This window comes from Leifsonia sp. NPDC056824 (assembly GCF_042789575.1).
Lineage (GTDB): Bacteria > Actinomycetota > Actinomycetes > Actinomycetales > Microbacteriaceae > Leifsonia.
In genome coordinates this window covers 1,047,062-1,061,913 of record NZ_JBHUAV010000001.1, presented here as the reverse complement: position 1 = coordinate 1,061,913, position 14,852 = coordinate 1,047,062, and the positions used below count along the sequence as shown (strand labels likewise).

The window sequence follows — 14,852 nt, the reverse complement described above, 5'->3', positions numbered from 1 at the left end:
AGGAGGAACCATGAGCGCAGGCACCAAGGATGATCCGTGGCGGCTGACCACGGCACCGGGCACCTCGGAGTACACGATGTACCGCGACGACGCGGCCGACCCGCCCGCACTGGTCTGCCAGGTCGGCTCGACCCGCCTGAGCTACCACGCGAGCGCGATCGACGACCTCGCGACGTGGCTGCGCGAGCAGGGCGACTGGGTGCCGCTGGGCGCCGCGGACGAGAACAAGCCGGTGGTCGCCGGCACGATCGAGGCCTGGGGCCGCGACCCGGTCAACCCGGTCGGCGGCTGGTACGGGCTGCGCAAGGGCTACCGCGGGCGCTTCGGGATGTATCTGCCGCCGCTGCTGGAGCAGCTCGGGCTGATCGAGCTGACGCACGACGCGCGCAACAACAAGGCGCGGGCGAAGTAGGAGTTTCACCCTCCTGGTCAGCGATTTCACCCCGCCGCCGTCCATGCGGCATGGTTATGCTTCCTTCATGGCCACGATCACCCACACAGCTGCAACCGCTGCAGAGGCTCACCAGAGCCGCGCGGAACGACTGGTCGCGGAGATCGATGCCATGCCGATCGGAGATGTTCGACAGCGAATCGACGAGGCGCGCCGGATGACCGGACCCGAGATCGAAGAGCGCCAGCGTGTCGAGCGGCGCGAGCGCGCTGAGCGCGCGGCTGCGGCGTTGAGGTCTATCTGACTCCGTGTTCTCGCCCCATCTGAGGGTGACGGCTCGCTGTTTGCGGGACGACCTCCTCCTGTCCGACGAAGACCCTGGCCGAGACGCGCGCTCCTTTCGGACCCGACATGACGTCCTCCGGGCGTTCGTCAATAAACGCGAGGTCGCCCCTGACGAGGGCGAACCCATTCGGGGCCTCGAACCACACGGCGCGTATCTGAGCCTCCATCACAATCGATGGCGTGGAGTTACTCGCTGGGATGCCAGAAACGACGTGTGTTGGCTCCTCGCCTTCAGTCCCACCCATGCCAGCGGAGAACTCCGTGACGCCTACAACTACTTCGAATTGCTTCACGGGCGCGACGAATTGCTGCCGACCGCCGACGACTACGAGTTGCTCGAAGACATAACACCCGCCAACTTCATCGATGGCATCTCGGCTGTCGGCGCTGGTCTGTATCGCGATGCGCGCTCGAATCCGGGAACGGTGTTCAGCGAGACGTACGGGGGCGGCTCTGCTGATGTCGTGGTGGACGTACTGGTGATGGAGGACGGATCGCTTGAAGAGGGCTGGATCGCGATCGGCTTTCCCTTCGACACCCCGCTCAACGAGTACACGGCTCTCGATGTCGTCGCCCATATCCTGCCGCCGGACATCATGGTGGCGGGGCTGGAGCGCGCTGCGTACTTTGCCGGACGTCCCCTTCGACACGATGAGCTCGTCTTCAAGTGGGACGTGGCGCTCATTTAGGCAGAGGACTGGGAGCAGATCCGCTGACCAGGCGAGGTAGTTTATCCATGTGAACGATCTCCCCCTGAACCCCGCAACCACCGCCCTCCTGCTCATGGACCTCCAGCCGGGCATCCTCTCCCGCATGCCCGACGCCGACGCGTTCCTCGGCGGCCTGACGCGCGCCAGGGAGGCCGCCCGCAGCGCCGGAGTCACCGTCGGCTACGTGCGCGTCGCCCTCACCGCGGAGGAGGCGGCTACGGTCCCGTCGCGCTCCCGCTTCGCCGGAGCGGCCGAGCGCCTCGACGCGAGCCGCCCCGAGACGCAGATCGACCCGCGCATCGCGCCCGCCGAGGGCGAGATCGTCGTCCGCAAGAAGCGCGTCGGCGCCTTCAGCACCACCGACCTGAAGGAGCAGCTCGACGCACGCGGCATCGACACCCTCGTGCTCGCGGGCGTGGCGACGAGCGGCGTCGTCCTCTCGACCGTGCGGGACGCCTCCGACCGCGACTACCGGCTGGTCGTGCTGGAAGACGGCTGCTGGGACTCCGACCCCGAGGTCCACCAGGTGCTCACCGCGAAGGTGTTCGCCCGCGGCGGCGTGACCGTCACCAGTATCGACGACTTCATCGCGTCGATCGCGTAGAGCGCGACCTCCGCCAGGCCGGGAGCCAGGTCGGCCGGCGCATCCGGGCCGGCGAGGGAGTCCACCGGCAGCCAGTGCAGCTCCTGCGACTCGTCCTCGCCCGGCGCCCCGGCCGGGTCGGTGGTCGCGACGAACGCGTAGACGATGTCGGTGTGTGCGTGGTCGTCGGTGATCGGATGCACGTCCACGACGAGCGGGGTCGGCAGCACGGCCACGCCCTCGGCGCGCGCGATCCGGTGCGCCGGCTGGAGGAGCAGGAGCTGCTCCAGGTCGTAGCCGGACTCCTCGCGCAGCTCGTGCGCGACCGCGGCCCACGGGTCCTCCGCGCGCTCGACGTGCCCGCCCGGCTGCATCAGGATGCCGCGCTTGCGGTGGCGGTGCACGAGCAGGCAGGTGCGGCCGTCGAGCTCGCGGAAGATCAGCGCGCTCGCCGTGAGGTCGTACTCGCCCGGTCCGGTGTTGAGGTGCGGCATCCCCGCAGTCTCGCATGAACGGGCGGCGGTCAGGCAGTATGTCGGTATGGCGGTGGTGCGGACACAGCGGGGATTCGACCGATTGGTCAACTTCTCCGACGCCGTCGTGGCCATCGCGATCACCCTGCTGATCCTCCCGCTGGTGGATGCGGGCCCGGAGGTCGCGAAGGAGGGCATCGGTCCCTACTTCCAGCACAACTTCTGGCAGTTCCTCGCGTTCGGGATCTCGTTCGTCGTCATCGCCCGGCTCTGGATGGTGCACCACCAGGTCTTCGACTGGATCGAGAGCTACACGCCGGCGCTGCTGTGGCTCAACATGCTGTGGCTGGCATGCATCGTGTTCATGCCGTTCACCGCCAACGTGCTCTCTGACAGCCCGAGCGAGAAGCCGGACGTCTACGCGCTCTACATCGGCAATCTGCTGCTGACGACACTCGCGATGCAGCTCATGGAGATCCTCATCGTGCGCACGCCGGGGATGCTGCTGGAGGAGGCCAGGGGCCAGTCCGATCTGCTCCGCGGCTGGACGTTCATCATCCTGCTGGTCATCTCCGGGGTGCTGGCCGTGCTCTTCCCGGGCGTCGGGATGCTGTGGCTGCTGCTGCTGTTCCTCTCGCGGCCGCTCCACCTCCTTCTGGGCAGGCTGACGCGCTCGCGCGAGCACGCGGGCGCCTGACCGGACGACCCTTCCCACCGGCCCGGCCGGGGGCTATCGTCGCGGCATGCGACCCAAGACCTTTTTCGTGCTCCTCGTCATCGCCGCGGCCTATGTCCTGGGCTCACGGGCGGGCCGGGAGCGCTACGACCAGATCGTCGAGTCGGTGACCGCGTTCTGGAACAACCCGGACGTCAAGAAAGCGCGCAAAAACGCCAAGAAGCAGGCCGACAAAGCCCGCAAGCGCTACTCCTGACCCGCGAGGGGCACGTCGTTGTCACTTGTGGGCGTCACAAGTGACAACGACGTGCCCCTCGGTGGTCGGAATCGGGGCGCGCGCTCAGGGCTCGCGGTAGTCGCCTTCGGTGTAGTCGCCCTCGGGTGCATCCGCGGGCTCGTCGACGTCGGTGTACGTGCCCTCGACGTCGGCCTCCGGGCCGGGGTTCTCCTCGGTCTCGGTGTACTGGCCGTGGACGGTGCGCTCGTGCGGTCCTTCGTCGTCGGACTCGGTGTAGCTGCCCTCGAGGTTCTCGCGGGCGTCGCCGGTGGGCTCTTCAGGGTTGCTCATAGCGAGGAGATTACGCTTTCGCGGGCCGCGCGACCAGAGTCCTGCACAGTCGTGCACCGCCTGTAGACGCACCGGTCCGCCCCCCGGTACCCTGCGGGCATGGCGCGGTCGCCGTCGGTCTTCGCCACGCGCGGGCCGACCGTCCTGGAGCTGAGGATCCACGGGATCAAGAACACGCCGCCGGCGGAGATGCTCGGCGTCGCGCCGGGCGACGTGCGCCCGGACCAGGCCGACGAGAACGGCGGCTTCTACGTCCCGACCGTCGGCCCGTCCGACCCGTCCGACCCGGCCACGCCCCCGACCGTGATCCGGCGCGAGGGCTACTCGTGGGGGATGCTGGCCCGCTACGGCGGCGGCGCGCTCGTGGCGATCGGCCAGTTCTTCGTGCAGCTGGCCTGGCTGCTCATCCTGCCGTTCGGGCTGTGCAACACCGCCTACTGGACGCGCCGCATCCCCGACCAGCCGCGCACCGGCGAATGGCAGGCCGGCCGCGGGGCGGCGTCGCTGCGGGTGTTCGCGCTCGGCCTCACCCTCCTCTATGTGTGCGCGCTGGCGTCGGTGAGCCTCGACCTGATCGGGACGCAGTGCCTGGTGCGCCCGTCGCTGTGCCCGGCGCTGCCCGGCTGGGTGACCGCGTTCTTCACCTCGCCGGGACTCGACCACCGCGGGATCCGGGTCGCGCTCCTCTCGCTCGTCCCCATCGCGGGCGTGCTGCTGCTGTTCTTCGTCTCGCACCAGGCGCGCACGCGGTACGAGGCCGGGATCTTCGGCACGGCCGCGAAGATCCGCGCCGCCGGCGACCTCAGCGGTGTCGCGGAGGGCCAGGCCGCCACCCCGCGCCGCCCGCTCGCGACGGACGGGTTCTGGGGGATCACCCGGGTGAAGGCCCCGAGCGAACTGCTGCACACGGCGGCCGCGTTCTTCCTGATGGCGCTGCTGGTCGGCTGGGACGGCGTGTTCTGGACGTGCGCGCCCGCCGGCGTGGACGTCCCGCCGGAGTGCCTCGACCCGGCGACCACCCCGCTCCTGTCACGCTGGTGGCTGACAGTCGGCGCCGTCCTCGGCGCGGCCGGGCTGGTCGTGGTCGTCGCCCTGGTCGTGCGAAATGTCGACACCACCGTGCGCGGCCGAGCCGAGCGGGGGATGGCGGGCGTCCAGCCGGACCTCCGGAACGCCCGTCGGCATACGCTCATCCGGCTGAAGCTGCGGCACAGGGAGGCCGTGGCCGGCTGGATGCTGCTGGCCGCGATCGTGGTGTACGTCGCGGTCGGGGTGGCCGTGGCGCTGCCCGTCGAGCCGACCGTGGAGCACGCGCCCTCGTTCCTGGGCCTGGTGATCGCGCCCTCCATCATCCTCGGCGTGCTGCTCGCCATCGCCCTGTCGGCGCTCGGCTGGCGCCGCGGGGTGCCGCGCTGGCTGTCGGTGCTCGTCGTGGCGGTCGGCGGCGTCTCGCTGCTGGTCGCGGTCGTGTCCACCCCGAAGGATCTGCGTCTCGCGCCGCTCACAATGGCCGCGTACCTGCTCGCCGCCCTGGCCGCTGTGCTGCTCGCCGCGCTGGTGATCTTCTGGCCGATGGGCCGCCGCCGCAGCTTCGCCTACCAGGGCTGGCGCGGCACCGGCCCCGGCGTGATCATGCTGCTCTCCCTCGGCGGGGCCATGCTGCTGTCGACCCTCCTCGTGCTCGGGACACAGTGCGCGCTCGCCGCGACCGGCGGCCCGACCCCGATCTGCCCGCTGACCCCCGGCGGCCTGACGACGCCGGTCGCGTACCGCAACTTCGGCGGGACGGTGCCGGTGCTCGCCGTCGTGCTCGTGCTCTTCGTGCTCGTCGTCGCCCTCCTGCGGATGCGCACGACGCCGCGCCTGACGACGCCGGAGACCGTCGGCGGCCGGGCGGTCCGCGAGCCGCTGCACAGCTACCGCGACGGGCGGGTGCCGCAGGTGAAGTCGGCGGGGAAGCTGGACTTCCGGATGCTCAACGCCCGCCGCTCGGCCGCCCTGTTCCACCGCGGGGAGCCGGTGCTCGGCCTCCTCGCCGCGCTGCTCGCGCTCGGCATCATCGTCGCGATCGCCCTCCCGCAGCCGCTGCGTCCCGCCCTGCTCGACCTCGCCCTCCCAGCGCTCGGCCTGATCTCGGTCGCCGCTGTCGTGACGATCGCGGAGAACGCGCTGACGACGAAGGAGCGCCCGGTCGGCGTGATGTGGGACCTGATGTGCTTCCTCCCGCGCGCCGGTCACCCGTTCGGGCCGCCCTGCTACGCCGAGCGCGTCATCCCGGAGCTGCGCGACCGCATCGTGGCGTGGCTGGAGGCGGACATCGCCGCGGGCGCCGGGACGGTGGGGGACCGCCGCACCGCCGAGGAGCGCGCCCGCGACGAGCTGCGGGCGCTGACTTCGCGCCAGCGCCGCAAGGTCGTCGTCAGCGCGCACAGCCTCGGCGCAGTCCTCGCCGTCTCCACGATCTTCACCCTCGGCGCCGACACCACCGACGGTCTCAGGAACGTCGCCCTGCTCACCTACGGCACGCAACTCCGCGCCTACTTCGGCCGCTTCTTCCCCGAGCTGTTCGGCCCCGCCGCGCTCGGCACCCTCCCGAGCCGGGCGCCGTCGCTGTGGAAGGCCGACCCCTGGCTGAGGCAGGTCGTGGAGGACCACGACGTCGAGGGGTCGGGAGGCCGCGACCCCGCCGAACGCGACAAGCCGACGCTGCGCGAGCTGCTGACCCAGCCGGACGGCGCGGTGGCATGGGTGAACCTGTGGCGCCGCACCGACTACCTCGGCTTCCCGGACGCGTCCTTCAAGGACAACGAGATCGACCGCGGCGCGGACGAGTTCGGGCCGCCGCTCTACCTTGTCAAGGTGGCGACGCACCCCGGGTACCAGTCGTCCACGCAGTACATGACCGCGCTGCGAGATCTGATGCGGCGACTCTGACGCGGGGTACATTCGTGCCGAATGTCGCCTTACGCGCGCCCAGAACCCACATTCGGCACGAATGTCCACGCTTAAAACCGAGTGGTGTATGGTATTGGTCACCATCCGAAGGAGAATCATGGTCGACAGCCTTGCCCGAGCATCCGAACTCACCGTCGAGGAGAAGGCGTCGCTCACCAGCGGCCGCAGCTTCTGGGAGACCGAGGGCGTCGACCGCGCCGGCATCCCCTCCATCTACCTGACCGACGGGCCGCACGGCGTGCGCAAGCAGGCGCAGGGCGGCGACCACCTCGGCATCGGGGACAGCGTGCCGGCCACCTGCTTCCCGCCCGCGGTCGCGCTCGGCTCCTCCTGGGACGCCGAGCTGCTGGAGCGGGTCGGCGCGGCGCTCGGCGAGGAGGCCAAGGCCGAGGGCGTCGGCGTGCTGCTCGGGCCGGGCATCAACATCAAGCGCTCGCCGCTGTGCGGACGCAACTTCGAGTACCTCTCCGAGGACCCGATCGTCTCCGGCCGGCTCGGCGCCGCCCTGGTCCGCGGACTCCAGTCGCAGGGCGTCGGCGCCTCGCTCAAGCACTTCGCGGCAAACAACCAGGAGACCGACCGGCTGCGCGTGAGCGCCGACGTGGACGAGCGCCCGCTGCGCGAGATCTACCTGCGCGGCTTCCAGCACGTCGTGACGCACGCCCGGCCGTGGACGGTCATGTGCTCCTACAACCGGATCAACGGTGTTTACGCGAGCGAGGACCCGTGGCTGCTCACGTCGGTCCTCCGCGACGAGTGGGGCTTCGAGGGGCTCGTCGTCTCCGACTGGGGCGCGGTCAACGACCGGGTGAGCGCGCTCGTCGCCGGACTCGACCTGGAGATGCCCTCCAGCGGAGGCGTCACCGACGCCCAGCTCGTCGCCGCCGTGCGCGACGGCTCGCTGGCGGAGTCCGTGCTCGACACAGCGGCGGACCGCGTGATCGACCTGGTCGGCAAGGCGCTCGCCGGGGCCGACGCGGAGGCGACCTACGACGCGGAGGCGCACCACGCCCTCGCCAGGGAGGTCGCCGGCCGCAGCATCGTGCTGCTCAAGAACGAGGGCGTCCTCCCGCTCGCGACCGACGCCGGCCGCACGATCGCGGTCGTCGGCGAGTTCGCCCGCACGCCGCGCTACCAGGGCGCCGGTTCCTCCCAGATCGTCCCGACCCGCCTGGACAACGCGCTCGACGAGCTGCACGCGCTGTCGGGCGACGCGACAGTCGTCTTCGCCCCGGGCTACGCACTCGGCGTGGACGCCGACGAGGTGGCGCTGACGGCGGAGGCCGTCGGGGTCGCGTCCGGCGCCGACGACGTCGTGGTGTTCCTCGGCCTCCCCGGCGAGGACGAGTCGGAGGGCTTCGACCGCGAGCACCTCGAGCTGCCGCCCGCGCAGACCGCCCTGCTGGAGGCCGTGATCGCCGCCAATCCGCGTGTGACGGTCGTCCTCTCCAACGGCGGCGTCGTGCGCGTCTCCGGCTGGGCCGACCGTGTGCCCGCCATCGTGGAGGGCTGGCTGCTCGGCCAGGCCGGCGGCGGCGCGGTCGCGGACGTGCTGTTCGGCGTCGTCAACCCGTCCGGCCGGCTGGCGGAGACCATCCCGGTGCGGCTGGAGGACACCGCCTCGTACCTCAACTTCCCCGGAGAGAAGGGCCACGTCCGCTACGGCGAGGGACTCTTCGTCGGCTACCGCGACTTCGACGCGCGCGACGCGGCGGTCGCCTTCCCGTTCGGCCACGGCCTCTCGTACACGACGTTCGCGTTCGGGGCGCCCACCGCGACCGCGACGGCGGAGGGCGTCCGCGTGACGGTGGACGTCACCAATACCGGCGACCGCGACGGCCGGGAGGTCGTCCAGGTCTACGTGTCCGTCCCGGCCTCCCGCGTGCAGCGCCCGGTGCGCGAGCTGAAGGGCTTCGCCAGCGTGGCAGTGGCCGCGGGCGCCACCGCGGCGGCCGTGATCGACCTGGCCACCGAGGACCTCGCCTACTTCGACACCGAGCTCGGCGGCTGGACCGTGGAGGGCGGCGACTACGTCGTGGAGGTCGGGGCGTCGTCCCGCGACCTGCGCGGTTCGGCCGTCGTGACCCTCGCCGGCGACGGGCGCGCGGCGCCGCTCACCGTCGACTCGACGCTCGGCGAGTGGCTCAGCCACCCGGTCGGCGGACCCATCCTGACGGCCGCGCTCGCCCAGAGCGCGGAGGCCCAGGGCATGGGCGCCATGCTCAACGACCCGAGCCTGCGCCGGATGGCGGAGTCCATCCCGCTGGTGCGCGCGGCCTCGTTCCCGGGCAGCCCGGTCACCGCGGAGCAGCTGGACCAGCTGGTGGCCGCGGCGAACCGGTAGCGTACGCCCCTTTCGGCGACGCTGAACCCCCTTGCGGACGCAGGGGGGTTCGGCGTTTCGTGGGCCGCATGAGCGACACGAGCGGACTTCCGAACACGGACGACCTCGGCGTACCCGCCGAGGACGATGCAGAGCGCTTCGAGCGTGGACGCGGGGGAGGCAGGCATGTCGCCGGCCCCGCCGCGGATGCGCCGGGCCGGGGAGCCGACGGCGCGGGTCAGGGCGACGACGGCGCCGAGCCGCCGCCAGCGGACTTCGACCCGACCGAGCAGCCGTCCAACCCCGACCTCGTCAACGATCCGGAGCAGCCGGACGAGTGACCGGCCGCGTGGTCCGATGACCGCGCCGCAGCGACTGCGGCCCCGCCCACCGTCATCCGGGCGGGGCCGCTCTGCGTCTCAGCGCCCCGTCAGCGCCTCAGCACCCCGTCAGCGCCTCAGCGCTTCGGCCGCCGGCTCGCATACAGCCACACCGCGCCGACGATCACGCCGGCCACGAGCATCCCGATCCCGACGTCCAGGATCGACGCGTCGCCGGAGCGGGGCAGGATCAGACCCACCACGAAGAGCACAGCGCCGAGGTTGAGCAGCACCGCGGCCACCCAGCCGAGCGTCGTGCGCAGCGCTGCGTTCATTGCGGGTATCGTAGCCGCCGCCTCTCCGCGAACGCCCACAAGGGGAGGATTCGGCCCGAGCGTCAGGCCCCGCCCGGGTGGACGACCGACGGCGTGGGCGGCTCGTCCAGAGCCTCGTTGATGAGCGCGGCCACCAGGAATTTCCAGTCCGACCCCTCGTGCAGCGTCTCCAGATAGCCGACGGGGATCGCGCCGAAGACCGGCTCGTGCTCCTCGCCCTCCGCGGACACCCGGATCAGCCGCCCCAGCTCGGCGTGGGACTCGTCGAGCACGACCCACTCGCCCGGTGCCTTCTTCTCGACGTGGAAGATGCGCTCCCGATACGGGTAGCGCACGCTCGACATCTCCAGTTCGCTGGCGGACATGCTCATCCTTCCGTCGGTGGACGCTCCTTGGGAGCATCAAACGCCCGAGGGGCTGTCCTTGGCAAGATGCGCTGCCTACGCTGGGCCGCATGAGCACTCCTGACGTCCACAACATCGACGCGGCGTTCGCGCTCGTCCCCGAGCCCTGGCAGCCGCACCGGCTGACCAGCGTGAACGACTACGACGTGAAGGTCGCCCGGCTGCAGGGCTCGTTCATCTGGCATTCGAATCCGGACACCGACGAGCTGTTCCTCGTGATCGAGGGGCGCCTCGTCATCCAGCTCCGCGACCGCGAGGTGGAGCTGGGACCGCACGACGTGTTCGTGGTCCCGAAGGGCGCGGAGCACTGCCCGTTCGCGGAGGACGAGGCGCTGGTCGTGATGTTCGAGCCGAAAGGCACCGTCAACACGGGCGACCAGCCGGGGGAGCGCACGAGCGCGCTGCGGGAGCTGCCGGACTGAGCGGGCGCCGCGCTCAGCCGATCAACGACACCGCCCGCGCGATCACTAGCGCCAGCAGCACGAACCCCGCGAACGACTCAAGTGCCATCAGCAGCTTGGCCCGGTGGGTCAGCGGCATCGTGTCGGTTGGGCTGAACGCCATCGAGTTGGAGAGCGAGAAGTAGAAGTAGTCGACGTAGTTCGGCACCCAGTCCATCACCTGGCTCGAACCGCGCGAGACCTCGATCACGTCGTCCTTGTCCTCGTCCTGCGGGAACCGGAAGTCGGCCAGCGGCAGCTTCTTCCTCGGCAGGGCGATGCGCGCGACCGGGCCGCCGCGGTCCATCGTCCAGTAGACCAACGCGAACGCGATCACGTTCGTGACCCACACCTGCAGGGAGGCGAGCAGGATCTCCTGCCCGTTGCCGTGCTTGTTGAGCAGCCGCACGACGGTCTCCGCGAACGCGATCTGGTTGGCCGCGAGGATGAGCACCGCTAGCGCGATCTCCGCGCGCCGGGACCACTTCGACTCCCGGGCGAGCCGGTGCGGGTTGTAGATGATGAGCGCGACCAGCATCAGCACGCAGACGCCCACGACGGACCAGCGCGCGATCGGCGGCACGACGCTCGGCAGGAGGGCGTACGCCACGAGCGCGACCAGCGTGCCGATCACGGCGGGCCAGCGGTGCTCGGGGGCGACCGCGCGGGCGCGGCTGTCGTCGTCGTGATCGTTCACCCGACGGACAGTACGCCGCGGCGCCGCACCGCGGAATCAGTTGAAGATGGCCCACTCCGCGCGGCTGATCTTGGCGCGCTGGCCGTTGATCACGAGGTACCAGCTCTCCTCGTCGCGATGGAGGTACTGGGCGAGCATGGTGGTGTACCGCCATTCGCCGTTGACCTGGCTCCAGCGGATCAGGGAGATGAGCTGCCCTTGACGCAAGTAGGGCACCGCGACGAAGTCATCGTGTCGCGGATGTTCGGGACCACCAGTAGTGCGCCCCATCCTCGGAGTGCTCATGCGTCACTTTAACCCCAACAGGCGCGATTTGGGAACAGTTTTCAGGCTGTTGAAATGAAATAGATTGAGTGTCAATTGTCTATGGATTCGCTGGGAAGCACCATCGCCGAAGGGCACGTAAACGCCCTGAAAACCGCGGTTTCAGGGCGTCTACGTGCCCTTCGACGTTCGACGCCTCCGTTAGGTGGCGGGGAGGAGGGCGGGGATGGTGGCTACGGCGCGGGTGCGGACGGACTCGTAGGCGCCGAGGATGATGCCGAGTACCTCGATGCCCTCCTTCTGGGTGTGCAGGGGGCGGGTGGCGTCGAGGATGCTGCGGGCGAAGTGGTTCAGCTCCTCGCCGAACTCGTGCACCGGCTCCAGCTCGAGCACGGTTGGCTCGGCCTCCCCGCGCGTCTTCAGGGTGAGCGTCGTGCCGTCGGAGGTCAGGCTGCCGAACTCGCCGACCGCCGAGAACTTCTCGGTGCCCGGCGCCGCCTCGTACGCCCAGCTCGTGACGACGGTGCCGATCACGCCGTTGTCGAAGCGGACCAGCACGGTCGCCGAGTCCTCGCCCTCCATGAACGACAGGCGGTGCGTGGCCAGCATCGCCGTGACCTCCACCGGGGCGCCGCCGGCCAGGTGCAGCAGCAGGTAGGTGGGGTGGTAGCCGGTGTCGATCAGCTCGCCGCCGCCCGAGGTCGACGCGTGCGCGCGCCAGCCCATGTTGGCCGGGTCGAAGTCGTTGAAGAAGGAGTCCGTCGTACGCACCTCGTAGACGCGGCCGATCGCGCCGGACTCGATCAGCTCCTTCGCCCGGGCGACGGCCGGCAGGAAGAGCTGGTTGTGCGCGCACATCAGGGTGACGCCGGCCTCCTCGACGGCGGCGGAGACCTCGGCGGCCTCCTCCGGGGTCAGGCAGAGCGGCTTCTCGCACAGGATGTGCTTGCCCGCGCGGGCCGCGGCGACGATCGCGTCCTTGTGCAAGTGGTGCGGGAGGCAGATGTCGACGGCGTCGATGTCCGCCTCGGCGAGCATGACGCGGTAGTCGGCGTAGATCGCCGCGTCGGCCGCCGCCGCACGCTGCTCCGCGCTCTCGCGCACGGGGTCGGCCACGGCCGCGAAGGTGATGACGTCGGGGTTGCGGAGGTAGCCCTCCACATGCGCGCCGGCGATGCCGCCGGCCCCGATCAACCCGATACGAACAGTGGTGCTGGACATAGGGAAACTCCAAGTGGTCGAGGGGCACGTAAACGCCCCAAAAAGTGCCGTTCAGGGGCGTTTACGTGCCCCTCGGCTGAGGATGGTTTGGTGTGGGAGCGCGTCAGTGTGTGGGCGTCAGCGCGGGCGCGACGGGGCGGCCCTCGGCGGCGGAGGCGTTCGCGGCGACCACGACGCGGGTGAGCGCGAGCGCATGGTCGAGGTTCGCGTCGGCCCTGCTGCCATCGTGGATGCGCCGCACCCACTCGTCGAACGCGCCTGCGCCGTCGTCGGGCACCGGCAGCTCCTGCCAGCCGTCGCCGGTGTTCACGAAGAGCCCGCCCGCGGCCCCGCCGTACGAGAGCGCGCCACGGGTGCCGCGCAGCTCGATGCTGAAGTCGCCGGGAGTCTGCACGAGGCTCGCCTCGATGACGCCGATGCGGCCGCCGTCGAACTCGGCCGTGACCACGGCGTTGTCGTCGACCTCCCGGCCGGTGAGGCTCGCATAGGTCGCGGTGATCCGCTGCGGCTCGCTCCGGTGGAAGAGGCGGGTCAGGTAGATCGGGTGGCACCCGAGGTCGGTGAGAGCGCCGCCGTAGGCCTCGGCCGGGTTCCCGAACCGGTCGGGGAGCCAGCCGGCGATCCAGCCGTCGTGCGCGAGACGCACCCGGCTGTAGGCCAGCTCGCCGAGCGTCCCCGCATCCAGGACCTCCTCGATCGCGGCGGTGTAGCCGTGATGGAGGCGCGGCAGCGAGACCACGAGCGAGACGCCCGCGGCGTCGGCGGTGGCGACCAGCGCCTCCGCGTCCGCGACGGTCGCGGCGAGCACCTTCTCGGTGAAGACGTGCTTGCCCGCGGCGATGGCGCGCGAGATCACGTCGACGTGCTGGTCGGTGGAGGTGGTGACCGTGACGCCGTCGAGGGTGTCACGGGCGAGCAGTTCGTCGAGATCGGCGACGAACTCGACGCCGAACCTCTCGGCGGCCTCTCGACCGCGTTCGGGGTCGTCGTCCCAGATGGCGACGAGCGTGGTGCCGGGATGCTCCTGGGCGTCGCGGGCGTAATCCTTGCCGTGGACGTGCCAGAAGCCGAGCGCAGCGACAGCGAGTGGATTGGACATGCCTGTGAAGGCCTCCTTGCCTGGTATTCGATGCGCGCGAACCCGACCAGCCTAACCACTTCTCCTCGTCCGCCGCACGTCTTTTGCCGGATTGGCAGCAGAAGTAGTGCGCAGCGCGCGCGGGCGGTAGCGTCGGGCACTGTGACGCGCATCGCTCTGCATCGCGAATGGCACGGCGACGAGGACTCGCCGCACCCGCCGCTGCTGCTCATCCACGGCGGCGGCTCCACGATCGAGTCGAACTGGGGGATGCTGCTCCCGCTGCTCGAGCGCAGCCGCTCGGTGCTCGCGGTCGAACTGCAGGCGCACGGCCGCACGGCGGCCGGCGACCGGGAGCCGTCGTTCGAGGAGTCGGCCGACGATGTCGCCGCCGTACTCGCGGACCTGCGCGTCGGCCCGGTCGACGTGCTGGGCTTCAGCAACGGCGGTCAGGTCGCGTTCCAGCTCGCCGCGCGGCATCCCGGGCTGGTGCGCAAGCTGGTCCTGGCATCCGCCCCGCTGCGGCGCGACGCGATGGTCGACGGCTTCTGGGAGGGCCTGGCGGCGGGCCGCTTCGAGGACCTCCCCGCCGTCTACGCGGAGGCCGACCTGGCGGTGAGCCGTGACCCGGAGCACGCCAGACGGATGTTCGAGCTCGACCGCGCGCTGATGCTCGGCTTCGCGGACTTCCCGGACGCGCTGGTGGCCTCGGTCACTGCGCCGACACTGGTCGTGGGCGCCGACCGCGATGTGGTCCGCGCCGGGCACCTCGTGGCGGTTGCGGCGCTGCTGCCCGACGCCCGGCTGTTGATCGTTCCCGGCACGCACGGCGACTACCTGGGGGAAGCGCTGGCCGCGGCGGGCGACGACCGCGCGCTGCGCGCCTTCCTGCCGCACCTGCTGGCGTTCCTCGATGCGCCGTTGACCTGACGCACCGCTGACCTGACGCACCGCTGACCTGACGCACCGCTGACCTGACGCACCGCTGACATCGGGGCCAGGCCGCCCGAGCCGCCGAGTTAGGCCGCGCGAAACGCTGGCAATCCGCCCGCCGGGGCCTTGCGGGGCT

Annotated in this window: 18 protein-coding genes and 1 pseudogene; 11 read left to right on the top strand and 8 right to left on the bottom strand. The window is 70.7% G+C overall.

Going from position 1 to position 14,852, the window contains the following annotated elements; translation table 11 throughout:
• Nucleotides 1–10: 10 nt before the first annotated feature.
• The 4 genes from ACFRFH_RS05270 (at nucleotide 11) to ACFRFH_RS05255 (ending at nucleotide 2,050) form a co-directional block, all read left to right on the top strand.
• Nucleotides 11–412 carry a DUF6855 family protein gene (locus tag ACFRFH_RS05270; RefSeq protein WP_382461953.1) on the top strand — a complete coding sequence of 134 codons (402 nt, stop codon included), beginning with the start codon at nucleotides 11–13 and terminating at the stop codon, nucleotides 410–412.
• A 67-nt stretch (nucleotides 413–479) separates the two neighbouring features.
• Nucleotides 480–695, top strand: coding sequence for a hypothetical protein (locus ACFRFH_RS05265; RefSeq protein WP_382461952.1), 216 nt, complete (start codon nucleotides 480–482; stop codon nucleotides 693–695).
• Between the two features lie 253 nt (nucleotides 696–948).
• The gene (locus tag ACFRFH_RS05260; RefSeq protein ID WP_382461951.1) at nucleotides 949–1,425 is read left to right on the top strand and encodes a hypothetical protein; all 477 of its coding nucleotides are present in this window, start codon (nucleotides 949–951) and stop codon (nucleotides 1,423–1,425) included.
• Between the two features lie 49 nt (nucleotides 1,426–1,474).
• Complete coding sequence (locus ACFRFH_RS05255; protein WP_382461950.1) at nucleotides 1,475–2,050, top strand: cysteine hydrolase family protein; 576 nt, start codon at nucleotides 1,475–1,477, stop codon at nucleotides 2,048–2,050.
• Nucleotides 2,051–2,091: 41 nt separating this feature from the next.
• Here the strand turns inward: ACFRFH_RS05255 and ACFRFH_RS05250 are convergent.
• A pseudogene (locus ACFRFH_RS05250) lies at nucleotides 2,092–2,523 on the bottom strand (NUDIX hydrolase); the annotation flags it as partial.
• 82 nt (nucleotides 2,524–2,605) lie between these two features.
• Between ACFRFH_RS05250 and ACFRFH_RS05245 the strand changes: the two are divergent.
• A complete protein-coding gene (locus tag ACFRFH_RS05245; RefSeq protein ID WP_382461949.1) occupies nucleotides 2,606–3,199 on the top strand; it encodes a TMEM175 family protein in 594 nt (197 codons plus the stop codon).
• A 46-nt stretch (nucleotides 3,200–3,245) separates the two neighbouring features.
• Nucleotides 3,246–3,434, top strand: a complete 189-nt coding sequence (locus ACFRFH_RS05240; RefSeq protein ID WP_382461948.1) for a hypothetical protein — start codon at nucleotides 3,246–3,248, stop codon at nucleotides 3,432–3,434.
• Nucleotides 3,435–3,518: 84 nt separating this feature from the next.
• On the opposite strand, the gene ACFRFH_RS05235 is transcribed toward ACFRFH_RS05240, so the two are convergent.
• Nucleotides 3,519–3,746, bottom strand: coding sequence for a hypothetical protein (locus ACFRFH_RS05235; RefSeq protein ID WP_382461947.1), 228 nt, complete (start codon nucleotides 3,744–3,746; stop codon nucleotides 3,519–3,521).
• Nucleotides 3,747–3,845: 99 nt separating this feature from the next.
• Between ACFRFH_RS05235 and ACFRFH_RS05230 the strand changes: the two genes are divergently transcribed.
• The 3 genes from ACFRFH_RS05230 (at nucleotide 3,846) to ACFRFH_RS05220 (ending at nucleotide 9,365) form a co-directional block, all read left to right on the top strand.
• Nucleotides 3,846–6,680 carry a hypothetical protein gene (locus tag ACFRFH_RS05230; RefSeq protein WP_382461946.1) on the top strand — a complete coding sequence of 945 codons (2,835 nt, stop codon included), beginning with the start codon at nucleotides 3,846–3,848 and terminating at the stop codon, nucleotides 6,678–6,680.
• Between the two features lie 118 nt (nucleotides 6,681–6,798).
• A complete protein-coding gene (locus tag ACFRFH_RS05225) occupies nucleotides 6,799–9,045 on the top strand; it encodes a glycoside hydrolase family 3 C-terminal domain-containing protein (RefSeq protein ID WP_382461945.1) in 2,247 nt (748 codons plus the stop codon).
• Nucleotides 9,046–9,113: 68 nt separating this feature from the next.
• Nucleotides 9,114–9,365 (top strand): hypothetical protein, encoded by a 252-nt coding sequence (locus tag ACFRFH_RS05220; RefSeq protein WP_382461944.1) that lies wholly within the window; start codon nucleotides 9,114–9,116, stop codon nucleotides 9,363–9,365.
• Nucleotides 9,366–9,481: 116 nt separating this feature from the next.
• Here ACFRFH_RS05220 and ACFRFH_RS05215 read toward each other — a convergent pair whose 3' ends face one another.
• Together ACFRFH_RS05215 and ACFRFH_RS05210 are read right to left on the bottom strand one after the other, a co-directional pair.
• Nucleotides 9,482–9,679: a hypothetical protein gene (locus ACFRFH_RS05215; protein ID WP_382461943.1), complete on the bottom strand. Its 198-nt coding sequence runs from the start codon at nucleotides 9,677–9,679 to the stop codon at nucleotides 9,482–9,484.
• Between the two features lie 62 nt (nucleotides 9,680–9,741).
• Nucleotides 9,742–10,044, bottom strand: coding sequence for a hypothetical protein (locus tag ACFRFH_RS05210; protein ID WP_382461942.1), 303 nt, complete (start codon nucleotides 10,042–10,044; stop codon nucleotides 9,742–9,744).
• Between the two features lie 89 nt (nucleotides 10,045–10,133).
• Here ACFRFH_RS05210 and ACFRFH_RS05205 point away from each other — a divergent pair, with 89 nt between their 5' ends.
• Complete coding sequence (locus ACFRFH_RS05205) at nucleotides 10,134–10,505, top strand: cupin domain-containing protein (protein WP_382461941.1); 372 nt, start codon at nucleotides 10,134–10,136, stop codon at nucleotides 10,503–10,505.
• Between the two features lie 13 nt (nucleotides 10,506–10,518).
• Here ACFRFH_RS05205 and ACFRFH_RS05200 read toward each other — a convergent pair whose 3' ends face one another.
• From ACFRFH_RS05200 to ACFRFH_RS05185, 4 genes are all read right to left on the bottom strand, one after another.
• Nucleotides 10,519–11,220 (bottom strand): hypothetical protein, encoded by a 702-nt coding sequence (locus ACFRFH_RS05200; RefSeq protein WP_382461940.1) that lies wholly within the window; start codon nucleotides 11,218–11,220, stop codon nucleotides 10,519–10,521.
• Nucleotides 11,221–11,256: 36 nt separating this feature from the next.
• Complete coding sequence (locus ACFRFH_RS05195) at nucleotides 11,257–11,436, bottom strand: hypothetical protein (protein WP_370055298.1); 180 nt, start codon at nucleotides 11,434–11,436, stop codon at nucleotides 11,257–11,259.
• Nucleotides 11,437–11,685: 249 nt separating this feature from the next.
• Complete coding sequence (locus tag ACFRFH_RS05190; RefSeq protein ID WP_382461939.1) at nucleotides 11,686–12,705, bottom strand: Gfo/Idh/MocA family protein; 1,020 nt, start codon at nucleotides 12,703–12,705, stop codon at nucleotides 11,686–11,688.
• Nucleotides 12,706–12,808: 103 nt separating this feature from the next.
• Complete coding sequence (locus ACFRFH_RS05185; RefSeq protein ID WP_382461938.1) at nucleotides 12,809–13,804, bottom strand: Gfo/Idh/MocA family protein; 996 nt, start codon at nucleotides 13,802–13,804, stop codon at nucleotides 12,809–12,811.
• 141 nt (nucleotides 13,805–13,945) lie between these two features.
• Between ACFRFH_RS05185 and ACFRFH_RS05180 the strand changes: the two genes are divergently transcribed.
• Nucleotides 13,946–14,713: an alpha/beta fold hydrolase gene (locus ACFRFH_RS05180; protein WP_382461937.1), complete on the top strand. Its 768-nt coding sequence runs from the start codon at nucleotides 13,946–13,948 to the stop codon at nucleotides 14,711–14,713.
• The last annotated feature ends 139 nt before the right edge of the window (nucleotides 14,714–14,852 follow it).